The sequence below is a fragment of the Bacteroidota bacterium genome, assembly GCA_013696965.1.
Lineage (GTDB): Bacteria > Bacteroidota > Bacteroidia > JACCXN01 > JACCXN01 > JACCXN01.
In genome coordinates this window covers 55,007-80,052 of sequence record JACCXN010000083.1, presented here as the reverse complement: position 1 = coordinate 80,052, position 25,046 = coordinate 55,007, and the positions used below count along the sequence as shown (strand labels likewise).

General features: G+C 35.0%; 16 protein-coding genes. 8 read left to right on the top strand and 8 right to left on the bottom strand.

Annotation, left to right across the window (positions count from 1 at the left end; all coding sequences use genetic code 11):
* Positions 1–94 precede the first annotated feature (94 nt).
* The 5 genes from H0V01_12450 to H0V01_12430 all read left to right on the top strand — a co-directional run bounded on the left by H0V01_12450 (position 95) and on the right by H0V01_12430 (position 10,334).
* On the top strand, positions 95–2,566 hold the full coding sequence (locus H0V01_12450) for a DNA translocase FtsK (protein ID MBA2584185.1): 2,472 nt from the start codon (positions 95–97) through the stop codon (positions 2,564–2,566).
* 62 nt (positions 2,567–2,628) lie between these two features.
* The gene (locus H0V01_12445; GenBank protein ID MBA2584184.1) at positions 2,629–3,285 is read left to right on the top strand and encodes an outer membrane lipoprotein carrier protein LolA; all 657 of its coding nucleotides are present in this window, start codon (positions 2,629–2,631) and stop codon (positions 3,283–3,285) included.
* A gap of 408 nt (positions 3,286–3,693) precedes the next feature.
* A complete protein-coding gene (locus H0V01_12440) occupies positions 3,694–3,909 on the top strand; it encodes a hypothetical protein (GenBank protein ID MBA2584183.1) in 216 nt (71 codons plus the stop codon).
* The gene (locus H0V01_12435; protein MBA2584182.1) at positions 3,852–4,328 is read left to right on the top strand and encodes a hypothetical protein; all 477 of its coding nucleotides are present in this window, start codon (positions 3,852–3,854) and stop codon (positions 4,326–4,328) included. The genes H0V01_12440 and H0V01_12435 overlap by 58 nt, the downstream gene beginning before the upstream one ends.
* 255 nt (positions 4,329–4,583) lie before the next feature.
* Complete coding sequence (locus H0V01_12430) at positions 4,584–10,334, top strand: gliding motility-associated C-terminal domain-containing protein (GenBank protein ID MBA2584181.1); 5,751 nt, start codon at positions 4,584–4,586, stop codon at positions 10,332–10,334.
* Positions 10,335–10,513: 179 nt separating this feature from the next.
* On the opposite strand, the gene H0V01_12425 is transcribed toward H0V01_12430, so the two are convergent.
* From H0V01_12425 to H0V01_12395, 7 genes are all read right to left on the bottom strand, one after another.
* Positions 10,514–11,656: an acyl-CoA dehydrogenase family protein gene (locus H0V01_12425; GenBank protein MBA2584180.1), complete on the bottom strand. Its 1,143-nt coding sequence runs from the start codon at positions 11,654–11,656 to the stop codon at positions 10,514–10,516.
* Positions 11,657–11,716: 60 nt separating this feature from the next.
* A complete protein-coding gene (locus H0V01_12420; protein ID MBA2584179.1) occupies positions 11,717–12,250 on the bottom strand; it encodes an adenine phosphoribosyltransferase in 534 nt (177 codons plus the stop codon).
* Positions 12,251–12,265: 15 nt separating this feature from the next.
* Complete coding sequence (locus H0V01_12415; protein ID MBA2584178.1) at positions 12,266–13,207, bottom strand: helix-hairpin-helix domain-containing protein; 942 nt, start codon at positions 13,205–13,207, stop codon at positions 12,266–12,268.
* A 46-nt stretch (positions 13,208–13,253) separates the two neighbouring features.
* Positions 13,254–14,732 carry an alanine:cation symporter family protein gene (locus H0V01_12410; protein MBA2584177.1) on the bottom strand — a complete coding sequence of 493 codons (1,479 nt, stop codon included), beginning with the start codon at positions 14,730–14,732 and terminating at the stop codon, positions 13,254–13,256.
* A 293-nt stretch (positions 14,733–15,025) separates the two neighbouring features.
* Complete coding sequence (locus H0V01_12405) at positions 15,026–16,339, bottom strand: T9SS type A sorting domain-containing protein (GenBank protein MBA2584176.1); 1,314 nt, start codon at positions 16,337–16,339, stop codon at positions 15,026–15,028.
* Positions 16,340–16,562: 223 nt separating this feature from the next.
* A complete protein-coding gene (locus H0V01_12400; GenBank protein MBA2584175.1) occupies positions 16,563–17,801 on the bottom strand; it encodes an MFS transporter in 1,239 nt (412 codons plus the stop codon).
* A 36-nt stretch (positions 17,802–17,837) separates the two neighbouring features.
* Positions 17,838–18,587 (bottom strand): 1-acyl-sn-glycerol-3-phosphate acyltransferase, encoded by a 750-nt coding sequence (locus H0V01_12395; GenBank protein MBA2584174.1) that lies wholly within the window; start codon positions 18,585–18,587, stop codon positions 17,838–17,840.
* Positions 18,588–18,976: 389 nt separating this feature from the next.
* Between H0V01_12395 and H0V01_12390 the strand changes: the two genes are divergently transcribed.
* From H0V01_12390 to H0V01_12380, 3 genes are all read left to right on the top strand, one after another.
* Complete coding sequence (locus H0V01_12390; GenBank protein MBA2584173.1) at positions 18,977–21,874, top strand: PD40 domain-containing protein; 2,898 nt, start codon at positions 18,977–18,979, stop codon at positions 21,872–21,874.
* Between the two features lie 546 nt (positions 21,875–22,420).
* Positions 22,421–23,869: a transporter substrate-binding domain-containing protein gene (locus H0V01_12385; protein MBA2584172.1), complete on the top strand. Its 1,449-nt coding sequence runs from the start codon at positions 22,421–22,423 to the stop codon at positions 23,867–23,869.
* Between the two features lie 21 nt (positions 23,870–23,890).
* Positions 23,891–24,079 (top strand): hypothetical protein, encoded by a 189-nt coding sequence (locus H0V01_12380; GenBank protein ID MBA2584171.1) that lies wholly within the window; start codon positions 23,891–23,893, stop codon positions 24,077–24,079.
* A 73-nt stretch (positions 24,080–24,152) separates the two neighbouring features.
* Here H0V01_12380 and H0V01_12375 read toward each other — a convergent pair whose 3' ends face one another.
* Entirely contained in the window at positions 24,153–24,983 is an 831-nt protein-coding gene (locus H0V01_12375; protein ID MBA2584170.1) for a hypothetical protein, read from the bottom strand.
* Between the last annotated feature and the right edge of the window lie 63 nt (positions 24,984–25,046).

The following is a 25,046-nucleotide window of genomic DNA, read 5'->3' as shown; positions in this document are numbered from 1 at the left end:
TTTTATGAAAATCCCTTCTTTCTTTATCTTTTATTTTCATTAAAACCCTTAAGCAGCAAGATTTTTTTAACTTTGCAAAGCTAGATTCTTTATTATGTCCGCCAAAGGAAACCAATTTAAAAAAAACAGCAACGAGACTGCCCCAGTAGAAGAAAGGCAAACTAGCTTTAAAAATCCATTTGGGTCTTTAGCTAATTTCAAAATAAATGAAAGACCAAAGAAAATTTTCGGTCTTATCCTTCTATTATTTAGCTTTTGTTTATTAATCGCATTTACCTCTTTTTTATTTACATGGCAAAACGATCAGGATAAGATTTTTAACTCAACCTGGGATCTTTTGTTTGACCCTGGTCTCCTTGTGGAGAATTGGCTAGGGAAATTAGGAGCAATTTTAGCACATTTTTTTATTCACAATCTCTTTGGAGTAATTTCTTATTTATTTGTATTCCTGTTTTTTATTACTGGATTTAAAATACTTACAGGTGTATCCATTACCCCAATCCTTAAAGCATACCGTTTTAGTTTTTTTGTGATTTTATGGGTTTCTGTGCTTTTAGGATTTCTTTTTAAAGATATCGCGCCAATTGCTGGAGGTGCATTTGGCTTTCACGTTTCCCTGTGGTTAAACTCAATTATTGGGACCGCAGGAACAGGATTGCTTTTGTTTTTCATCTTTATCGGATCAATGGTTGCAGTTTTTAATATATCCTTTGATTTTTTAAATAGCCTTTTTTCTAAAACTGAAATAAATACTGAAACTGAAGATTTAGCAGGCTTCGATTTAAAATCAAACACACTTAATCCTTTTAATAAACCTTTAACAGAGACTCAGCAATTAGAGGAACAAGAAACAGATGTTTTAAATTTGGAAGAGGAAGTTCCTGAAATCACTTTGAAAAATGAAGCAAACAAAATACCTTTTATATTAGAAGATGATTTTGAGGAACTGGAGGTAGTTAAAAATGAAAAAACAGAAGAATTAATATCCTCAGAGCTTGAAATTGAAAACAATCCTGTTGAAGATGAAGAGCTTGAAGTAATTGAAAACAAATCACCCTTTGGAGAATATGACCCTACCCTGGATTTGTCATCCTATAAATTCCCGAATATTGATTTGCTCGAAAAACACGGTTCTTCTTCCATTGTCATCAATAAAGACGAGCTTGAGGAAAATAAAAACAAGATTCTTGAAACCCTGAAAAATTACAATATAGGCATAGCTAAAATTAAGGCCACTATTGGGCCAACTGTTACGCTTTATGAGATTATTCCAGATGCAGGTGTTCGTATTTCCAAAATCAAAAATCTGGAAGATGATATTGCACTGAGTTTATCTGCTCTTGGAATTCGTATAATAGCTCCAATTCCTGGAAAAGGGACAATCGGAATTGAGGTTCCAAATCAGAAACCAGAAATAGTTTCCATGCGTTCTGTTATTGCATCAGAAAAATTCCAAAATACAGATATGGAATTGCCAATAGCACTAGGAAAAACCATTTCCAATGAAACTTTTATTGCTGACCTTGCCAAGATGCCCCATTTGTTAATGGCCGGAGCAACGGGGCAAGGTAAATCCGTTGGATTGAATGCAATCCTTGTTTCATTGCTTTATAAAAAGCATCCCTCCCAGGTGAAATTTGTATTGGTGGATCCAAAAAAGGTAGAACTTACACTATTCAATAAAATAGAAAGGCATTTTCTTGCAAAGCTTCCAGGTAATGAAGAGGCTATTATTACAGATACAAAAAAGGTGGTTAACACGCTGAATTCATTGTGTATTGAAATGGATCAGCGTTACGAACTTCTTAAAAACGGACATGTAAGAAACATTAAGGAATACAATACAAAGTTTATTGCCCGAAAGCTAAATCCTGAACAGGGGCATAAATTTTTGCCCTATATCGTTTTGGTTGTAGATGAGTTTGCTGATTTAATAATGACAGCAGGCAAGGAAGTGGAAACACCTATTGCCCGTCTTGCACAGCTTGCAAGGGCAATTGGTATTCATCTTATTATTGCCACACAAAGACCATCGGTTAATATTATTACAGGAACTATTAAGGCCAACTTCCCAGCTAGAATTGCCTTCAGAGTTACATCACGCATCGATTCCAGGACAATTTTGGACAGTGGAGGTGCAGACCAGTTAATTGGTAGGGGTGATATGCTTTTATCTACAGGAAGCGATATTATTCGATTGCAATGTGCTTTTGTGGATACACCTGAGGTGGATGAAATAACCGAATTTATTGGCTCTCAAAGAGGATATGCTGAAGCATTTTTACTTCCTGAATATGTTGATGATTCTGAGGGAGGAACGGGCAAAGCGATGGATGCATCAGAAAGGGATTCAATGTTTGTTGAAGCCGCTAAAATAGTTGTAATACACCAGCAAGGCTCCGCCTCTCTTTTACAACGCAGGCTCAAACTTGGCTATAACAGGGCCGGAAGAATAATCGATCAACTGGAAGCCTCTGGAATAATAGGGCCATTTGAAGGAAGCAAGGCAAGACAGGTGCTAATTCCCGATGAAGTATCTTTGGAACAGTTTTTGAAAGGTGAATGAGCAATGCGATAAAATCATTATTTTTAAAACAATAAATTCACTAAAAATTCCGCTTTATAATCATGAAAAAACTACTTACAATAATTATAGCATTTGTAGCACTTAGTACTTATAATGCTTCTGCCCAGGATGATGTCAAAGCAAAGGCAATACTGGATGAATTAAGCGCAAAAACCAAATCCTATTCCAGTATAAAAGCTACCTTTTCCTACACACTTGAAAATCCAAGTGCTAAAATAAACGAGACACAGGAAGGAACAATCACTATCAAGGGAAGCAAATACCGTTTAGAAATCGCTGGTCAGGAAGTTATTTCTGATGGCAAAACAGTCTGGACTTATTTAAAGGATGCCAATGAAGTTCAAATTAACAACATTGATCCATCCTCGAGTGATGCTATTACTCCTTCTAATATATTTACTATGTATGAAAAAGGATTTAAATATAAATTTGAAGGAGAAAAAACCGAAAATGGAAAAGTGATTCAATCCATTAACTTATATCCTATTGACACAAAAGCTAAAGCTTTTCATACAGTAAAGCTATACATTGATAAAAATGCAAAGCAAATACATTCAATAAAGGTTTTAAGCAAGGATGGAAACAATTACACCTATACAGTTAAATCATTCGTTCCTAATGCTGATGTTACAGATGCTCATTTTACTTTCAATGCTGCAAAATACCCAAAGGTGGAAGTGATTGATTTAAGAGAATAGGAATTAAATTTAACCTAAAACAAGAAAGCCGTTTCAATTATTGGAACGGCTTTCTTGTTTACATACCATTCTATCTTAAATAATTGATTAAACTAAAATAATCAATCGATGGAATTGTACTCTTTCTGAAAAAATCAATAGATTTACTTCATTTTTAGATTAGTAATCACCTGTTAACAATCCATATTCTTGCCCTATCATTTAATCCCTTTTAGCATTAAATATATACTGTGTTTTTTACTAAGCACAGTCCACTTTACATCAATGAGTCAGAGCTGGGAGCAAATTGCAGATTTTCCTTCTACTGAAAGGGATGACGGAACCTATTTTATGATTGGAAATAAAGCATACTGCGGCACCGGTTTTAAAACAGGTTGGATTGCCTGTAATGACGTCTATAGCTTTGATATGACAACAGAATCATGGAGCATATCCCCTTCAATGCCCACTGGAACAGAAAGGCAATATGCTTCAGGATTTTCATCCACGAATTCAGGTTATGTTTTTGGAGGAGTTAATTCCGATTATTTAAATGATTTATGGATGTTCAATGAACAGTCCAATCAGTGGGTATTAAATCACCTTTACCCTCTGTTGGCAGAGCCGGATCAAGCAGTATGGTAATTAACAATGTAGCTTACATTATAGGTGGGAAAACAACAGTAAATTCATCCATCAATGAAGTATGGGCTTATACTATGGCCAATGATACCTGGATTCAAAAAAACAATTTGCCCTTTGGTTCCCTTTGGCGTGCATCTGCCACTGTCCACAACGGAAAAGGTTATTTGATTTTTGGCAAGGATCAAAACGAGAGTTTAAGAAAGGAACTTTATGAATATGACCCTGCAACGGATACATGGAATCAAATCAGTACTTTCCCTGGAATTGCAAGAGTTAACGCCTCCTTAAAATCAATGGATGGTAGTTTAGTGCTCGTTGCTGGAATAGATTCTTTGGAGGATGCTAATGGAATATATATTTTGAATTTCTTGTTAAAAGGCAAAATGGTAAACATGAAATTCATAAAAGGCAACTTGTAAGCATTTTTAAATAATGTGACAATGTAATTTCGGTAATGCCAAATATATACTAAGATGGATTAAATTTAAGGGAAGCCAATAAATGGTTTTAAATATGTTAATCGCAATTTGTAAGAGATGACTCAATCCGGATGAAGGGAATTTATGTTTTTCTCCTTTATCTTTAAATTTGAGGTGTTATGGGACTTTTAATATAAAAACCTTGGTTTTCCGATTAAAAAAGGTAAATTAGCCTTAAATATCGAAAGTTCTCCGATGAATAAATCAAAGGTTTTTATTCTTCTTAATATAATACTTTGCCTATTCCTGTTGATTATACCGGAGGCAAAATCCCAAAACTATCATATAACAACCGGTGGAGGTCAGCAAATTGACGAATGCATTGATATGGTTACCGATGCCAGCGGCAATGTTTATATAACAGGATATTTCAGTCAGGTAATGCAATTGGGAGGAATAAACATGAATTCCAATGGTTATCTGGATATTTTTGTTGCCAAAATTGACCCTGTAGGCAGTATTTTATGGTTAAAAAAAGCTGGCGGCCAGGGAGCCGACAAGGGCTTATCCATAGCGCTGGATCCGGCAGGGAACTGTTTTGTGACCGGATTTTATTCCACATTTGCTTCTTTTGACGGTTTTACTCTTAGTGCAATAAATGCCACCCAGGATATTTTCCTGGCCAAGTATGATGGCATTACCGGGGATGTCCTTTGGGTAAAATCTGCAGGAGGGGCTATGACCGGAGACATGGGCTATAAAGTATGTTCCGACCCCTTGGGCAATGTATATATTACGGGCCAGTTTAGAGGTCAGGTAAATTTCGGGAGCATTTCTGTGAACAGCATGATAGATCCAATCGATGGATTACCTTCTTATGATGTATTCATTGCAAAATATGATGGATCAGGAAATGAAGTATGGGTTAAACAGGGAAATGCAAAATACACTGACAGGGGTATGAGCATTGCATCAGATGATTCTGGGAATATTTATGTAACCGGGCAATTCTCCGACACCATTCAATTTACCAATACCTACAACAACAATATGATGAATGCCATTTTCCTGATGAAAATCGACCCTGAAGGAAATGAGCTTTGGTTCAGAAGAATTGGCGGAGGACAAATGAATATAGCATATGGATTATTGGTAAAAGGGAAGGATTTATACATCACAGGGGACAACAAAGGAAACCAATTGATCTTTTTTCAACCAGGGCAAAACCAAACTATTTCTAATAGTACTTATTACAATAAAATTTTTGTGGCCAAATACGACACTTCAGGCACTTTTATCAAAGCCACCACAGAAGCCTCGGCTAGCGACATAAGTTCCAGGACAGTAGCTGTTACCTTATCAGGGGACGTATATATTGGAGGTCACTTTAAATGTGTTTTTTCAAACCTTGCAAATTACTATGGCCAGGGAACTTTTAACAGTGTAGGATACTGGGATATATATGCAATTAAATTCAATAATAACCTGGAAAGAACCTGGGCTCAACAAGCAGGAAGCGTTAACAATGATCACTGTTGGACTAATGCCATAAACACCTCCAATCAATTGTTAATTGGTGGTAGTTACTGGAATAATTTGAACATTCCCAGAACAAATGCTGTATATAATGTAACAGGAAATTTAACTAAAAACAACACCGCCAATTCTCCCAATGCATTATGTGCTGATCCTTTTTATAATTTTTATTTATCTATTAATTCCAGGGGGAATGGTGATTTAATTGCAGGACAGGTTTTTGATGAATCACGTGCCCCTTATGATTATTATTACCGGGAAGGCAGCACATGTAACAGACCTTATCTGGGTGTTTGCGCAGCTGAAAATTGTGCCGATACAATAGCCCTTTGCGGGCCAAATTTTATTTCTAGTAATACCCAAACAACCACCAACATACACCTTATAGATATTAACAGTATTGCTCCGGCTTTTCATTACAACTGGTCAAACGGGGATACCACCTTCAATAGTTTCATCAATACCTCTGGAAACTACTCATTACAACTCAGCAGTTATGACGGATGTTTTGTAAGTTCTGACACAATATACGTACAGGTAAATCCAGTACCCCTTATACCTCCTATTTCTGACAGTAAAGGAGTAAATACCTTTAAAATTAATACCAATCCAGTTTTTTTATGTTTCCCGGATAGTGTTTTATTAACCGGGCATCCTTCTTCCAATATACAAACAAGATATTGGATAAACACAAACATTGGAACTGTAAATTCAGACAGCGTTTGGGCAAAAAACTCCGGTTGGTATACTTTTAATGTGATTGACAGTAATAATTGTGTAAACACAAATAAAATATATGTTAAAGTAGATGTTCTGCCGCTCTATGATCTTAGAATGCGATTCCCCTTGGACACCTTTTATACTGATACAATTAGAACCTGCCCAAATAAATACATCAGGGTTTTTATTTATGACACTATAACAAACCCCGCTGCAATTACTACTCTTCCTTATTGCATAGATGTTACACAAACACTATGGCAAAATTATCCTGTTCCAAATTTTTCCAATTCTACATGTCCAAATCAAGCGGCTATTAGTTTTTTGCCAGTTCAAACCGGATGGTATTATTTTAATGCAACTGTAATCAGGAACAACACATGCGGAACTGACACAACGCTGGTGTCTGATTCAATATATATTATTGTTTATCCCGCACCAGAAATTTCCCCTTTCCAGATTTTCGGAAATGAAATTTTATGCCCAGGGGATACTATTCCATTATGGACCACGCTACAAGGAAATTATATTTACGATTGGTCCAATATAGATGGTTCAGGAATTTCAGGACCCAATGATACAGATTCAATTAATATTTATAATTCAGGAAATTACAAACTTGAAATTACTGTATTAGATTCAAATGGTTGCCAAAAAAAAGAAGCACAATATAAAAATGTAATCTTCAAACCTCAACCAAATATAACGGCTCAACCCTCCCATGGAGTTATTTGTCCGGGGGATTCCGTTTTGCTTACAGTGAATATTGCGGGTAAATACCTGTGGCATGGCCCTTCAGGTTGGATGAATTATGATACCCTGCAATCGGTTTATGTGAATATTGCAGGTTTTTACTATTGCCTTGTAACAGATAATGACTCTTGCCAGCGGGTCTCAAACACTTTTGAAGTGAGGAATTACACAACGCCTTTCCTGGAAATTACTCCTCATGGGATACTTTGCCCTGGTGACAGCATACAATTAGAGGTCTTTTCCTCCACTTTTGGAATATACCAGTGGAGTGCTCCCCTTTTTGGTTCTGATTCCATTCAATGGATATACCAACCCGGAACTTATACCTGCGTGGTTACTTCTTGTAATATTCCCACCTCTGTTTCTGCAAATATTATAATCTCTCCTGTGGAAGCACTCATTACTGCTTCCCAAACCGGTACCCTTTGCGCTGGAGATTCCGTAACCCTTTATGCCAATTCCGGGATGACCACGTATGAATGGCAACCCGGAGGGCAAGCCACCCAAATAATAGTAGTTAATAACCCCGGGGCCTACAATGTTGTGGTCACTGATTTTTATGGTTGCAAGGATACCTCTGCTTTTGTTTCTGTGAATTTTCATCCTGAGGTTAATGCTCCCACCGCAAGTGATACCACAATATGCCATGGCAATTCAGTTACTTTAAATGCCAGTTCATCTAATCCAATCCAATGGCTTGACGCTCCGGGAGGGAACCTATTAGCAATGTCCAATGCATTTACAACCAATCCACTTTATTCTGATACATCCTACTTCGTTACCTCCACTGATTTCTCCTGTTCAAGTATTCCCCTTCAAGTAAATGTTTTTATGAGTATAGCATCGCTTGCTCCCCAGTTATCCTTTAATAATCCTGTATGTGTGGGTGGCACATTAGAATTGACAACTCCTGGAATAATTAACGGAATCTACCAATGGATTGGACCCGACAATTTTTCATCCGCATTACAAAACCCCACTATTACAAACGTTAACTCAACCAACCAAGGCACTTATTCCCTTATTATTGGCGATGGAGTTTGTCAAAGCCCAATGTCCACTTTATACATAGAATTCGATGCCATGCCTGTTTTGAATTTAAACAATAGTGGGGTGGTATGTCAGGGGGATTCATTATTTCTTTATGCAGACACACTAAATGGAAGTTATTCATGGACAGGGCCAGGAAACTTTTCCTCCACTTTTATTAGTCCTTCATTGATTGCTTCAATTCAAAGTTCAGGTTTCTATTATCTTGAAGTTTCTTTTCCAGGCTGTCCACCTGTTAAGGACAGTATAGAAGTTACTGTTTTGGCTCAGCCCCCTGCACCAGCCCTTTCCTACAATTCTCCCCTTTGTGAATACGACACCTTGTTTTTAAATGCCACATTCCTTTTTAATGCTCAATATAACTGGAATGGAGTTCAATCTTTTACTTCAAATCTTCAGAACCCATTTATTTACCCGGCTCTGGCAGGCAATTATACCGCTACAGTAACCTTAGATGGTTGCCAATCACAAGAAGCATATCTGATGGTTAATGTACAGCCTACTCCCCTTATAACCAACATTTCTGTTAACACTCCAATTTGCCAAGGTAGTTCGATTATTTTAACCGGCCAGGCCTCCCTTCCTTCGGTGTTTATTTGGTATGACCCTTTTGGTATTTCCTACCAGGGAAATCCATTTACGATTCTTAATTCTGATACTACCTATAACGGAACTTATGAGTTAATTGTAGTGGCAAATGGATGTTTTAGCCAGGTCTCCAGCATTGAAATTGATGTTGTTCCTCTGCCCCTATTAGATACAATTATTATAGTTGCAAGTTGTGATGGATCACCTTTGATAATAATTACAGACAGTTTAACAGGAGCTATTTATCACTGGTCAGGGCCCATGACAATTACCTCTAATCAAAATCCACTTATAATTCCAAATGCAAACAGTTCTTACGCTGGAACCTATTCCGTATATGCCTCTGTTAACGGTTGCATTGGCAATTCAGTAAACGCAACATTAACTGTTTTCCCTTTGCCTGAAGCTCCCAATGCTCAATCAAATTCTCCTGTTTGCATGAACGATACGCTGGTATTAAGTGCAACAGGTCCTGCCAATTCTCAATTAATATGGAATGGATTAAATTTGGTTGATACCGGGCAAACCGTTTATTTTACTTCACAAACAAGTGGCTGGTTCACCTATTATGTTACGGCCCAAGTAAATGGCTGTGCTAGTGTACCCGACACATTATTGGTAGAGATTATGCCTGGTCCGGAAAATCCATATCCTTTTTCAAATGATCCGGTATGTACAAATGATACGTTATATTTATATTCATCGCACTATAACGGACAAAATTATCAGTGGACAGGACCTTTGGGTTTCCAATCCACAAACAGTTCTGATTTAATTGGGTTGCCATCTACTTTCAATTCAGGATATTATATACTCAATACAAATGTAGGGAATTGCAGTATTACAGACAGCATATTAGTGCAGGTTTATATAGCTCCCATTGTTTCATTGGGTAATGACACTATAATTTGTAACGGGGAAACTTTATTATTAGAACCCGCAAATAATTTTGCCCAGTACTTCTGGCAGGACTATTCAAGCTCCAATTCTTTTAATGTTGGATCTTCCGGAGTTTATTTTGTTTGGGTTTCTGATTCGGCAGGGTGTGCAGCCATGGACAGTATAGAAATAAGTTACATTCCATGCAATGCAACGTTTCCCAATGTGTTTACTCCTAACGGAGATAAAAAAAACGATTTCTTTACTTTTGATAGTAAGGGGTATTCAGAATTCGATTTGAAAATATTCAACCGTTGGGGAACACTAATTGCCGAATTAAATTTACAGGCCAACAGTTGGGATGGAACACTTTTTAATGGAAACCAAGCACCCGAAGGCGTTTACTTTATTGAATTTAGTGGAGTAACCTTTGAAGGCCAAATCGATTCTTCCAATGCATTTTTTCATCTGCTCAGATAGCCCCAAATTAATACATTCAGGTAATTGGTGAACCCCGGGTATCCCGGTCCTAGTTGAGAACAACGCCCAGCGCTATATAATTTAGCTAATGCTAGGTCTAAACTAAGAATTAAAATAATAAAAAAAGCCGTTTCAAAATTTCACTTTTGAAACGGCTTTTTTTATTACAGTTTATTAAATTAATCTTTCAGAATATCCTTGGCAATAACCAATTTTTGGATTTCAGAAGTTCCCTCACCTATTGTACAAAGTTTGGAATCGCGGTAAAACTTTTCAACTGGAAAATCCTTTGTATATCCATAACCACCAAAAATTTGAACTGCATCGGTAGAAACCCTTACAGAAACTTCAGAAGCATAATATTTGGCAAAAGCAGATTGCCTTGTTACTTTCAATCCCCTGTTTTTCAAGTCTGCTGCCTGGAAAGTAAGTAATTCAGCAGCTTCAATTTCAGTTGCCATATCTGCAATTTTAAATGCTATTCCCTGGAAGCTGGAAATCGCCTGGCCGAATTGAAAGCGTTCTTTTGAGTATTTAACTGAAGCATCAAAAGCTCCCTTGGCAATTCCAAGCGCAAGAGAAGCAATTGAAATACGACCGCCATCGAGCACTTTCATTGCCTGAATAAATCCTTCCCCTGGCTTTCCTAGCATATTGTCCTTATGAACTCTGCAATTATCAAAAATTAATTCGGCAGTTTCAGAAGCGCGCATTCCCAATTTATTCTCTTTCTTTCCTGATCCAAAACCTTCTGTTCCTTTTTCTATAACAAAAGTGGTCATACCATGCGAATCTCCTTTTTCACCGGTTCTCACAATTACTACGGCCACATTGCCGGAAATAGCGTGCGTAATAAAATTCTTGCTTCCATTAATTACCCAATAATCCCCGTCCTGTACAGCAGTGGTATTCATTCCGCCCGCATCTGATCCTGTTCCTGTTTCAGTAAGGCCCCATGCTCCAATCCATTCGGCAGTTGCTAATTTAGGAAGCCATCTCTGCTTTTGCTCCTCATTGCCAAAGGCAAGGATATGGCCTGTGCAAAGTGAATTATGAGCAGCCATTGAAAGACCAATAGAGCCACAGATCCTGGAAAGTTCAGTAATTGCTGTTACGTATTCTGTATAACTAAAACCTGAACCACCGTATTGAGTTGGAACCAATACCCCCATTAAACCTAGTTCGCCAAGTTTTTTGAATACTTCTACCGGGAATTCCTGTGATTCGTCCCACTCCATCATCTTTGGCCGAATGTGTTTATCGCCAAAATCCTTAATCATTCCGGCAATCATTTTTTGATTTTCATTTAATTCAAAATCCATTACTTCAATTTTTTAATTTATTACTCTTTTAAAAGCACTTTTATTTATGACTGATTATTTTCAGTAATTTATTAAGCTAATAATTTTATTGTCTGCAGCATATTTGTCAAGGCCTTTTCTTCCATTTAAAAAATCCAGTTCAACAAGAAAAAGAAAACCGGAAACCTTTGCATGTTGTTTTACAACAAGTTCAGCAGCTGCTGCTGCAGTACCTCCTGTTGCCAATAAATCATCGTGAATTAACACATTCCAACCCTTTTGAATAACGCCAGTATGCATTTCAATTTTTGAAGAACCGTACTCAAGGTCATATTCATGGGAAATGGTCTTATAAGGAAGCTTGCCTGCTTTTCTAACAGGTATAAATGGAATGTTTAATTTTGAGGCAAGCATCATTCCAAAGAAAAACCCTCTGCTTTCGACACCAATTATTGCATCAGGCAATGAATTTCCTGATTTGGAAATAAATTCATTCACAATTTCAGTGCAAAGTTCAGCATCAAGTAAAATCGGAGTAATATCCTTGAATAAAATACCAGGTTTTGGAAAATCAGGAATATCTCTTATTACGGATTTAATCTTTTGTGTGATCATTAAACTCTTTACAAGTTATTCAATACTCAAATAAGGTGCAAGTTTAAGGTATAATTCATCATTTACCAAATCTGATTTTTTAATATCTTCTATGGTTTTATAGCTACCATGCTGATCACGATAATTAACAATTGAATTTGTTATATTCCAGTTGTTTATATAGGGATGCCTTTTTAAATCGGATGCCAAACAGGTATTAATATTTATTTTTTTTACCGCTGCTGTATCTATAACAATATAAGGTTTTATACTTTCAACGAGTTCTTTTGTAAAATCATAAACTTCCAAAAGCTGATTAATATCCCGAAATCCGCCAAGAGCATTTCTGTATTTTATTATCCGTAATGAATAGATAGGCCCAATCCCCTGTAATTTCATTAAATCTGATGTGTCCGATTTATTTAAATTTATTAACAATGCAGGAATATCATTTTTTTCAAGTTCTTCATTTTTCATTTCTGGCTTTTCCTTGTTTGAAAAAAAATCATTTTGCTTTTGCTGGTTTTCAATTCGGATAAATGGTTCCAACAACAAATACTGTGCATTGCTTATTCCATATATTTTCTTCAAATCCTCTTTTTTATAAAATTTACCTCCTTTTAATAGATAATTATTCAAAGTGGAATATTGTTTTTGGCTCAGGCCCAGACTCTGCCATTGTTTTTCAGAAGTGTTATTAGGATCAAACATAAAAAAAACGGCAGGATTCAATGCATTTTTTGAAGTGCTAGAAACATCTTGCTTATTCACTTTTGAATAAGGACTGTATTTTGGCTTTTGTTCAAGAAAGGCATCAATTTCAGTTTCAAATTCTGCATAATTGATATTTTCATGCGGAATAACAAGGGAAACTATCGTATCAAAAAACAACAATAGTAAAATGATAGAACAAAGGATAAATACTCCATTGCGCTCTATTTTATTAAAAGTGAAATAATCAAGGAAAAATTGTTTCATTACAACAATTTAAACAATTGTTGCAACAAAAACAATCAGGAAAGTTCTACTTGTATTTTTTAATTTCTCCGCTCTTTAGCCTAGCAAAATAACTTACAAGATCCTTTTTAACCATGGGAGATAAGATGATCAATCCAAGAATATTAGGAAAAGCCATTCCAAGAATCATAAGATCAGAAAATTCAATAACAGAACCTAAGTTGGCGGCAGCCCCAATAACAATAAACACTAAAAAAATTCCCTTATAGGTGAATTCAGAACCTTTAGAACTTCCAAACAAATAAGCCCAAGCCTTTAAGCCATAATATGACCAGGAAATCATGGTTGAAAAGGCAAACAAGAAAATAGCCACAACAAGAAGGTATGGAAACCAAGGGAATACAGATGCAAAAGCACTGGAGGTTAACTGGGTTCCCTCTAGCCCCTCTGGATTGGTATAAGCCCCTGTGAAAATAATAACAAGAGCTGTCATGGTACAAATTACAACAGTATCAATAAAGGGTTCTAGCAAGGCAACAATTCCTTCACTTACGGGTTCGTCTGTTTTTGCCGCTGAATGCGCAATAGAGGCAGAACCCACACCCGCTTCATTTGAAAATGCAGCCCTTTTAAAACCAATAATTAAAACGCCTACTACACCTCCTTTGATTGCATCAGGGTCAAATGCTCCATCGAAAATAATAAACAGTGCATTGCCTACCTCTGAGATGTTAATAATAATAATGAGCAGGGCAACAGCAACATAAAAACCACACATTAGTGGAACAATTTTTTCGGTAACCTTAGCAATGCTTTTTATTCCTCCAATAATAACAACACCTACCAGGATAGCCAGAATAACACCAAAAGCCCAACCTCTTCCTTCTATAAATGGCAAAACAGTTGTAAGTTGAGAAAAAGCCTGGTTGGCCTGAAACATATTTCCGCCTCCAAATGAGCCACCTATACACAATACGGCAAAAACAACTGCAAGAACTTTACCCAATCCTCCCATGTTTTTTTCCTTTAGTGCGGTGCTTAAATAATACATCGGGCCTCCGGAAACAACACCATCTTTGTTAATAATTCTATATTTTACCCCTAATGTACATTCAACGAATTTTGATGACATGCCCAATAATCCGGCTACAATCATCCAAAAAGTTGCTCCCGGGCCTCCCAGACTAATAGCAACGGCAACCCCTGCAATATTACCAAGACCAACAGTTGCAGAAAGTGCAGTAGCCAATGCCTGAAAGTGAGAAACTTCTCCTTTATCCTTGGGATTGTCATATTTACCCATTACCAGGGCAACTGCATGCCTTACTCCTCTGAAATTAATAAAATTCATTTTTAGGGTAAAGTAAACTGCTCCAACAACCAACCAAAGTACTACCAGGGGTATGTCAACACCAAAATCAAATCCTAAAAAAGCAAAAGGATCCCAAAATAAAACCGAGGCCATTGCTTCAACTATTGGTTGAAAAAAATGATCAATTCTTTCGCTGAAGCTAATTGTTAATTTTTCCGCTTCTGCTTGTGCCATTGATTTAAAAGAAATAATTACCAAAGAAATTAGAGATACCAGTGCTTTCAAAATATAATATATGTTTATTGATGGATAACAATGATTAACAGAGGTAAAAGTATGAATTTTTGGTAGAATTGAACAATAATGTATATAATTTATGAATAAAGTTTACTATTTATTGCTTTTTCTCTGCAAATAAAAAAAACGTCCCCCTAAATCCTTGGATTTAGGGGGACGTTAATAATTAGGTAGTAAAATTGTCCTTTTTTTTGTTCATTTACTGAACAAGGCCATTTTTCAATAAATAATTATTGCTTTACTATCTTACCTGTATATGTTTGAGTGGCATCTTTCACTTCAACAAAATATACTCCACCAGGAAAGGAAGAAATATCCATTGTTTTTACGAAAGAATCACCTGCATAATTTTCTGATGAGCTATAGATATTACGACCCATTACATCAAAAACAGTAACAGTAGTTTGACCCGATTGTTTTCCTTTTAATGAAATAGAAAACACACCATTGTTTGGGTTAGGGTAAAAACCAATTGCTTTATCATTTTGTGCTGTAATTACACCCAAAGCAACCTCATTCCATACCAATATTCCATTCTCTGTAGAATTGGTATTGAAACTGCCTGACCAACCAGTAAGGTTATCATAAAAGGCAACACAAGTATGCTGAATCCCATCAATCAAAGTCCAGGTTAATCCATCATCTAAACTGTAAGATGATCCAGAGGCTCCCTGAGCAGCACTTGTGCTGATATACATGCTTCCAGTTACACCAGTTGCATAAGCAATATCTCCTTCAAGGAAATCTCCTGAATAGAATAAAGGGCTCCATGTAGCTCCGCCATCACTTGAACTTGCAATGTCTACACCATCTATAAACAATCCATTGTCAGCATCCTTAAAAATAACCCTGCTAATTTCACTTAATCCTGTTGCTGCAACTGTCCAGGTATATCCCATATCTACTGATTTATATACCCGTCCTTCATTTGTTCCATACCATATAGTATTACCTACAACTGAATATCTGTTTACAATTCCATACTCATTAGCAGATGAAGGAGCTGGGATATTTAGTGATGGTACTCTTGTCCATAAATCACCACCATTGGTTGTAGTATAAAATTCATAATAACCCCCTCTTGGATCTCCAAGTGCAACGCCATTATCTTCATCAAAGAAATAAACCACATTAGGAAAACCAACAGGTGCAGTAAAGGTAGCAGTTGTTTGGTGAACCCAGTTTAAACCACCGTCTGTTGTTTTTAAAATTCTTCCTCCACCACTATTTCCACCATGCATAGAAACCCAGGCAATATCCGCACTGATGGCAAAAAGGTTAGAAATTTCTAATTGAGAAGCATTATTGATAAATCCTGGAGTCCAATTTGCACCGCCATCAATGGTGCGGGTAAATTCCTGAATTTTTGCGGTTCCACCAGATCCATCATAAGCAGAAGCCCAAACAATAGAAGGATCAACAATAGAAATATTAGTAATGCCTCTTGAGGGGGCAGCAAATCCAGTTGCCTGCGAAACCCACTGAGCATTAACAACAATGCCCGAAGCTATTAAAGCTGAACTCAATAGTAATTTTTTCATCATAACGTTTAGTTTATTTTTAGTTTATTTTTATATTAATTTTTCTTTTAAAAGGTAAAGTTAGGGATTTATATTAAAAAAATAAAGTTTTCATGATCTTTTTAATATAAAACGCACAATTAAAAACAAGTGGGAAAACAATAATACCAAGAATCCCAGCATTTTATTTATATAAGATTCGAGTTAATGTTTTTTTTCACCTATAATTATAGTAAAAGCATATGTTTTAAAAAGACAGGTTCCTTAACTTTGGTGCGAGTTTGTAGGAACCTAAGGCTGAAACAACAGCAATTCCTCCCCCCAGAACAACCGAAGGCACAAGACCAATAAGTTTGGCCATAACTCCAGATTCAAAAGCTCCCAGCTCATTGGAAGAACCAATAAACATAGTGTTTACGGCTGAAACCCTCCCCCGCATGTGATCAGGAGTTAAAAGCTGCATTATAGTTGAGCGAACAACTACACTTATACTATCGAACAATCCGCTAAAGGCAAGAATAATTAAGGAAATATAAAAGTTTGTGGACAAGGCAAATAAAATCATGCACAATCCAAATCCACCAACAGAAAATATTAAATACATTCCCGCCTTTTTCACAGGCGGCTTATATGCAAGGAATAAAGCAGTAATAATAGCCCCTGCAGCTGGCGCAGCATTTAGAAAACCGAATTCTATAGGTCCAACGAATAAAATGTCACTCGCAAAAACAGGCAATAAAGCAATTGCTCCTCCAAATAAAACAGCTACAAGATCAAGAGTCATGGCACTAAAAATGACCTGATTACTGAATACAAATTTAACACCGCTTGTCAGACTTTGTAACAGGGGGATTTTTGCTTTATCTTCAAATATTGTTTTTGATTTAATTAAGAGTATTAAAAAGGCACCTGCGGCTATTAGTGCAAAGGCAGTAAAAAAGCTACTTGAAATTCCTGCAAAACCAATTAAAACACCTCCTGTTGCAGCACCTAAAACACTGGAAGCCTGCCAAAAGGTGCTATTCCAGGCTGCCGATTTTGGATAAAGTTTCCTGGGAACAAGTTGAGTCATTAAAGCAAAACTAGCTGGACGGTAAAAACCCCTTGCCAAACCGCTTATAAATACTACTAAATAAATAGGAAAAGTAGACTTAACCAGGATTACTTCAGCAGCAAATAAAAAAAGGAAAAAGGATGTAACAATAAACAACAATAAAGAAAAAAAAGCAATTTTTTTACGATCATATTTATCCGCAAGATGTCCTGCATACAAAGCAACAGCAAGGGCAGGAAGGGCTTCGGAAAGTCCAATTAAACCCAAGGAAAGCGGATCGCCAGTGATTGCAAAAACCTGCCAATACAAAGTAACATTTTGAATTTGTACTGCCAGTGTAAGTAATATTCTTGCAGCAATAAAACGTCTGAAATCAGGAAATTCAAAAACTTCATATGCTTGTTTAGAAAAAAAAGTGCTACGCAGATTCATTGCTTTTCAAAAAAGGCAGAAAAGATTTTATGCATTTTATTGGGATGCTTTATTTTGAAACTCCTGGCTTTGTTCAATGGCTTGCATCATTTTATTTAAGAGGATGGCAGCATCTTCATTTGGATCTAAAACAATGGGTGCTTTAAAACATATACTTAGTTCAACCCCGGTTTTTTTAAGTTTCAATCCTTTTTTATCAAACGCCCTTCTAAAACCATTGATTATAACCGGAACAACAATGGGAGAGAATTTCTTTATAATCAAGGTTGAGCCTCTTCTCCCAGGAGCATAGGGTGTGGTAGTGCCTTGTGGGAAAGTAACAACCCAGCCTTCAGAAAGTGCCTCGCCAATTTTTGTTATATCGCTAATATCTACCTTACGGTTAATATCCTTGCCTGCTTCGCGCCATGTTCTGTTAATGGAAATTGAGCCAGCATATTCAAAGATTTTGGGAAGAATACCTGCCTTCATAGTTTCTCTGGCGGCTACATAATAAGTATTTATTCGAGGGTTCAGCAAATAAACAGGGTTTCTGATACTGTTCTTAAAGCCCCATTTGGTACTACTAAATACATGGTTAAAAGCAATTACATCGGCAAAATATGTCTGATGATTTGAAACAAATAAAACATTCGTTTTTGGAAGGTCTTTAAGGTGTTCGGTTCCTTCAATCCTCATTTTATTTAAAAGCATAAAACGAGGGTAGGTAGCGATTCCTACTATAAAAAAAATAAACCGCTTAATAAGGTTTGAATGACCGAATACATCGTTTTTAAACATTTTCATTTTCTGCAAATACTATTCAGTAAAGAAACAAAAGTAATTATTATAATATTAAATAATCTATAATATCATCTATTATACGTTGGCAAATCAACTATATTGCTCACTATTAGTAGTGTTAACACTCAATTTAGAAGAATGCCAAAACAAAAAGACAATTCAAATTTAATAAAATCTTAATTAGCGGGAAACAACAGCTTTTAAATAAAAATCCAATCTGCTTTTGATCCGCTTACTCCATGAATATAGTTAAAAAAAAGTAAATTCATCTGAATATGTTTTTAGTGAAAATTTACAAAATCCTTTTTTACCAAAAAAAACAAAAAAAATCATTGTTAAAAAACACCATTACAATTTGTCCATTTTATGTTAAATTATTTTAATTTAGAACAATGAAAATCAGCTGTTTTTTATTAAGTTTATTATTAAATGTTGTTTGGGTATTTGCGCAAGCACCTACAGATTATACAAATCTATTGAAAAAAAACACCAATTCCTTTTGTATTGCCTCAAACAGAAATTCCGAAGAAAACCAAATTGAGGTTTTAAAGTTATCAACATATTCTCAGGAATTAAAGCCTATTTTTATTAGAGGAAGCTTTTCAGTATTGAATTATCCTGATTTAAAATTTGCAGAAATTAAAGTGTACAATGCTTCTGATGATAAATTAATAGGCATTTTTAATTCCAATCAATTTACTGGCAAATACCTATTAATTTTAGCACCTAATATCAAATACCTGTTTCAAATTAAATTTGGCATTTACGAAACCATAGAGCAAATTGTAGAAGTACCACTAAAAGTAGTTTATGAGATATGCAAGCAGGAGATAACAGTTAGTATTCACGACACGAAAAAACCAACAGTTAAAATCAACAATTGGTTTTCTGATGGCAATGCTACTTTTTTTAGGCTTCCAATGCATGAGGACCTTGAACAGGATAAATTTATAAATTACCAGGCCCCGCTTGCTTTCAGCAACCCTATTAAGGAACCAGTTACCAGTATTAATGAACTGGTAAAAAAACAAATAGAAATAGAGGAAAAAAGACCTATTGAAGCAAAAACTGCTTTTAATAATAAGGATTTTATTACAGCAGGGGCATTGTATGCTCAATTATTACAAAACGATAGTGGAGAACCTTTTCTTAATTATTATTATGGGATATGTTTATTAAATACAGAAAAAAGGAAATCCAAAGCCATTACGTTTTTACAAAATGCAACACTAGCTAAAGAAATTCCTTATGATGTTTGGTTTCATCTTGGCAATGCTTATCATTTATCCTGTATGTTCAAGGATGCTCAAAGCTCATATGAACAGTTTGAAAAAAAATGCTCTAATGAGGAGGGATTAAAAACCAACATTGATTTATTGATAAAAAACTGTGAAAGCGGGAATAAATTATTTGCCGAACAGAATTCTATTGAAATTGAAAGTCGCACCTATATTGACAATAGCAGATTATTAACCTATTACAATTCACAATTAATTAATGAAAGAATAAAATACAAAACCGAGTTTTTTATTTCACCTCTGGATAAAAAGAAAAAAGAAAAATTGCTCATGTGTAGCAATGGCAATAGTGAAACAATCCAAGTAAGTTATGGTTTAACAGGAAACAGCAAAAAAGACCTTTATAAAAATGCTTTGATGCAAGATGGATCCTATGGACAAAGTGAGGCACTTGAAACATTAAATACTCCCTACGATGAGGATTATCCTTTTATTACTGAAAACGGAAAGACACTGTATTTTTCTTCAAAAGGCCATAACAGCATGGGTGGTTATGATATATTTAAATGCACTCGTAATTCTATAACATCATCCTGGTCAGCACCTGTAAATTTAGGTTATCCAATAAACTCCCCTTTTGATGATATACTTTTCGTAACTGATTCAATTGGAGAATTCGCTTCATTTTCTTCCAACAGAAGAGATCAAAATCAATTTGAATACATTAACATAAAATTATTAAAAAACACCCTACCAGTATTTATAATAAAAGGACATTTCACAACACTTGATTCCCTTAATTCCAGGGATGCCATAATCACAATTTTCGACAATGAAAGTGGAGAAATGGCAGGTATTTGCAGAACTAATTCTGTATCAGGAAATTACCTAATGGCTTTGAATCCCAACAAGGAATATGAATTAACTGTAAGTTGTATTTATTATCCTGAATTTAGTGCGATTTTAATAATCCCAGAAAAAACCAGTGATTTTATTTTTAGACAAGAAATCAGGGTTTTAATAGAAAATGATGAGGTTGTTTTAAAAATAAATAATTTTTTCACAGAAGAATCAGCAGCCAGTTTACCGGCAGAATATCCATTATCAAAACATGAAATCTCTGCAAAAAAAGTTATAGTTTCTGTTTCTTCAAAGCCTATTAGAACTAATGAGCAGCAGATAAAGGACAAGGAAATGATAAAAAAAGCAATTAGTTTTACACAACAGGGTAAATTTATAGAAGCTGTTGAAATTTTCACTGAACTGGAGTGGATAATGGATATCCAAGGCACTGATGCTTATTATTTTGGTTTAAGTCTTTTCAATACCAGAAAAGACAAAGTCCTCTGCAGTCAATATTTCGAAAAGGCAGCCACAATAAGCAGCAGTCCTGAAGATGTTTTTTATTACCTGGGTAAATCCTACTATTATAGCTACCGATTCAGCAAGGCAATAACAGCTTATGAAATCTTCAAGAAAACTGCAAAGGCCGTTGATATTGAAAAGTTGAAAATTAATGAAGAAATTGTATTTTGTGAAAACGGAAAAAAACATGTTGACAATCCATCCGTAATTGAAGTAATTAAAAGGCATACGGTAAGCTTTGATCACATAATTAAAATATATAGTGATATAGAATCTGGCGCAAAAGTGCTTGTAATTCCTGAAGACATCAAATCAAATAATGATAAAAAGAAAAATTATCAGTCAACTTTGTTTCTTTCACCTGATAAAACCCATATCTTATTTTCCAGTTATGGAGAAAGTGACAATAAGGATATTTTTTCATTAAGAAAACTTCCTAACGGTGAATGGAGTATTCCATTTAAATTAGATGTTATCAACACAATTTATGATGAAGAATTCCCTTTTTTGTCAGTAGATGGAAAATCTTTGTTTTTTTCATCCAAAGGTCATGAGACCATGGGCGGGTTTGATATCTTTAAAAGCGATTGGGATGAACTTAACAGTTCCTGGAAAAAACCCGTGAATTTAGGTGTTCCATTAAATTCCCCATTTGATGACCTCCTTTATATTGAATGTTCTAAATAAAATCAGTTCCAATAAAATGAACAGGATCAATTTCATTTTTTAATACTTGTTATATAGTTTTTGGGTAAAAGGAAAACTTTTAAACCCACTTTCTCATTATTCTACACTTAAAATCTCTTCCGTTGCTTATAATTCTACTTTAATTTTTCAATCATTTACAAATCATAAAGATTCTTTTTGTGGAATGGAAGTATTTACCGAATATTGACCGTTGTTCAAACAATATTGAAAACAGCAAATGTAATCATGGAAATTTTGCACCCATAAATTATTTCTTAAGGGAAAAACAAATTATTTTCGACTAGAAAAAAAAAGGAATAAATTTCAACTTGTTAATGCTCTATATCAACAATTAAATGAAAAATACAAGCTAATAAATTTTGTGTTTTTCCGGATTGAAAACATTATAAAGTAACCATTTTTTACAGAGTTGCGTAAAGATATATTTTAATCGAGGAAATAAAGTGCTGCATGTTTTATTCAAATACATATATAGAAATTTATAAAAAGGCAGGAATTATTATTCTGCTTTTAATGTTTCTTTTTGTGGGCAAATATTTGATAAATAAAAATTCGAATGAAAACACTGAAAAATTCATACAACCAATTGCCTCAATAGATTTAGCTGAAATAAAAGCAAAAGGCAAATTAATTGCTATAACCGAAAACAGTTCCACAAGTTATTTTATTTACAAGGGCGAGCCAATGGGCTTTGAATTTGAAATGCTCAAATTATTTGCAAAGCATTTAAATGTTGATCTTGAAATAAGGGTAGCAAAGGATATGGATAAAATATTTACCCAGCTTACCAATGGCGAAGCCAATATTATAGCTGCAAATATTACAGTTACCAAGGAACGAAGCACAAAGGTAAAATTCAGTAATCCTTTAATGATAACCAAACAAGTGCTGGTACAAAAAAAACCGGGAAATTGGAGAAAAATGTCGGGTTCTGAATTGGAAAAACATTTGGTAAGAAATACGGTGGATCTAGCAGGAAAAACAGTTCATGTTAGAAAAGAATCATCCTTTTATCCTCGATTAATTAGTCTTTCAGATGAAATAGGTGCAAAAATATTAATAAGGGAAGCCCCTGGAAAAATGGATACTGAACAATTAATAGCACAAGTATCTTACGGCACAATTGATTATACAATAGCCGATGAAAACATTGCTTTGATGAATCAAACTTATTATCCTGATATTGATGTAAGAACTGCCATTAGTTTTCCCCAACAAATTGCATGGGCTGTTGGCAAGGATTCCGATGAATTTTTATTAGAGTTAAACAATTGGTTACAAAAAAAAGAAACTAAAACAAAAATTGCATTAATTCACAACAAGTATTTTAAAAACTCAAAAGCTGCTATAAAGCGTTCCGAAAGCAATTATTTTTCTTTAAATGGTGGGAATATTTCACAGTATGATCCATTGATTAAAAAATTCAGTACCCGAATTGGCTGGGACTGGCGTTTAGTTGCTGCATTAATATGTCAGGAGTCCAGATTTAATCATGATGCTGAATCATGGATGGGTGCTTCAGGTTTAATGCAAATGATGCCCTCTACCTATTCACATTATTATCCTGATAGCATAGATATTACTCCAGATTTAAGCATAAAAGCAGGAACAAATTATTTACTAAAAAGGGAGAAATACTGGAAAAAATACATTTTTGATGAAAAAGAAAGAATAAAATTTGTACTTGCATCCTATAATGTAGGACTTGGACATGTTATTGATGCGCGCCGCCTTGCAATTAAATATGAACGAAATCCAAACGAATGGGATGACAACGTGGCTTATTTCTTAATTCAAAAATCCTATCCTGAATTTTATAAAGATCCTGTAGTAAAACATGGTTATTGCCGCGGACAGGAACCAGTAAAATTTGTAAAAGAAATATTAATCAGATATGAACATTACAAAAATACTTTTAATGAAAACTCAGATAATGAAACCATTGTAAAAAATTCACGTAAAATACAACTCTGATGTTCACTAAAACCTTTGCTTATGAGTAATGAACAACTACAAGATATTGTCAGCTGGCTAACCCAACAGATAGACCATACGAATAAAGCAATAAATGAGGCAAACCAATCGCATAATTTTGGCAGAGAGGCTCAATATGAGGGAATGAGGGATGCATTTGTCAGATGCCTGAACAAACTAAAAATAAATAATTCTTTAGAAAGAAGTTAAATTATTCAATTTTTAGTTTCCAATCTATCCCTTCCTGTTTCCTTCCTGTTTCCTTTCTGGAAATTTCTTGATATTAATCTACTACAACAACCAGGTATTTAGATACGCTCCAGAATTCTATTGAATCAGAAATTATTAATACTTGTTTATTCCCCTCACTACTTATTTGATAGGAACCTTTGGGATGGTTGGTTATCAATTTAGCATTTTTACTAAATAACTGAATGGAAGGTGTTTGAGTAATGTCTAATTGAGTAAAATAACTCTTATTAAAATCATCCATTAATTTTGTTGCCTTTCCAATTCCAATGAAACCTCCTTCTTTGGTTAACACACCTTTTTCACGAAGCTCTTTTGCTGTACCAATAGCGTAAAATGCTGCATTAATTAGATTAGTTTGCTGATCCAGTTCATCAAGCCTGTTATTATATTCTGAAAAAAGATGTGCCAATGCACTGTTTACTTTTATCAGTTCAGCTTTTAGATTACCAATTTCCAAATCCTTATCCTGTATTTGTTTTGTTAGCGTAGCAATTAACTTCTCGAATTCTTTGCTTTGAAGTTTACTTTCTTTTAGGTGCTTCTCAAGTTCGGAAATCTTTTTTTTGTTTTTAACCATTAATTCATTTATCAGTTCTATATCTGATAGAATGCGGTCTTCCTTGCTGGATGATGATTCCTTACTCGTAATATCCAAAGAAAGTATATTTTCTTTTTGTTTTATTTCTGAAAGATTTTCCTCAATTTCATTTACAGAACTAATATAATAGCTAATGACAGAATCCTTGTAATTTGCCTCTGCTATTAATCGCTGATTTTCCAGAGAAACTTCACTTGGTTGTTCATTTTGAGCCTCTTTACAAGAAACAATTAACAGCAATAATGGAAAAATATATTTTATCATAATTTTGGTTTTTACAAATTTAACAATTCCTTGTCTATCTTAACCCTTATATTTGCATTATTA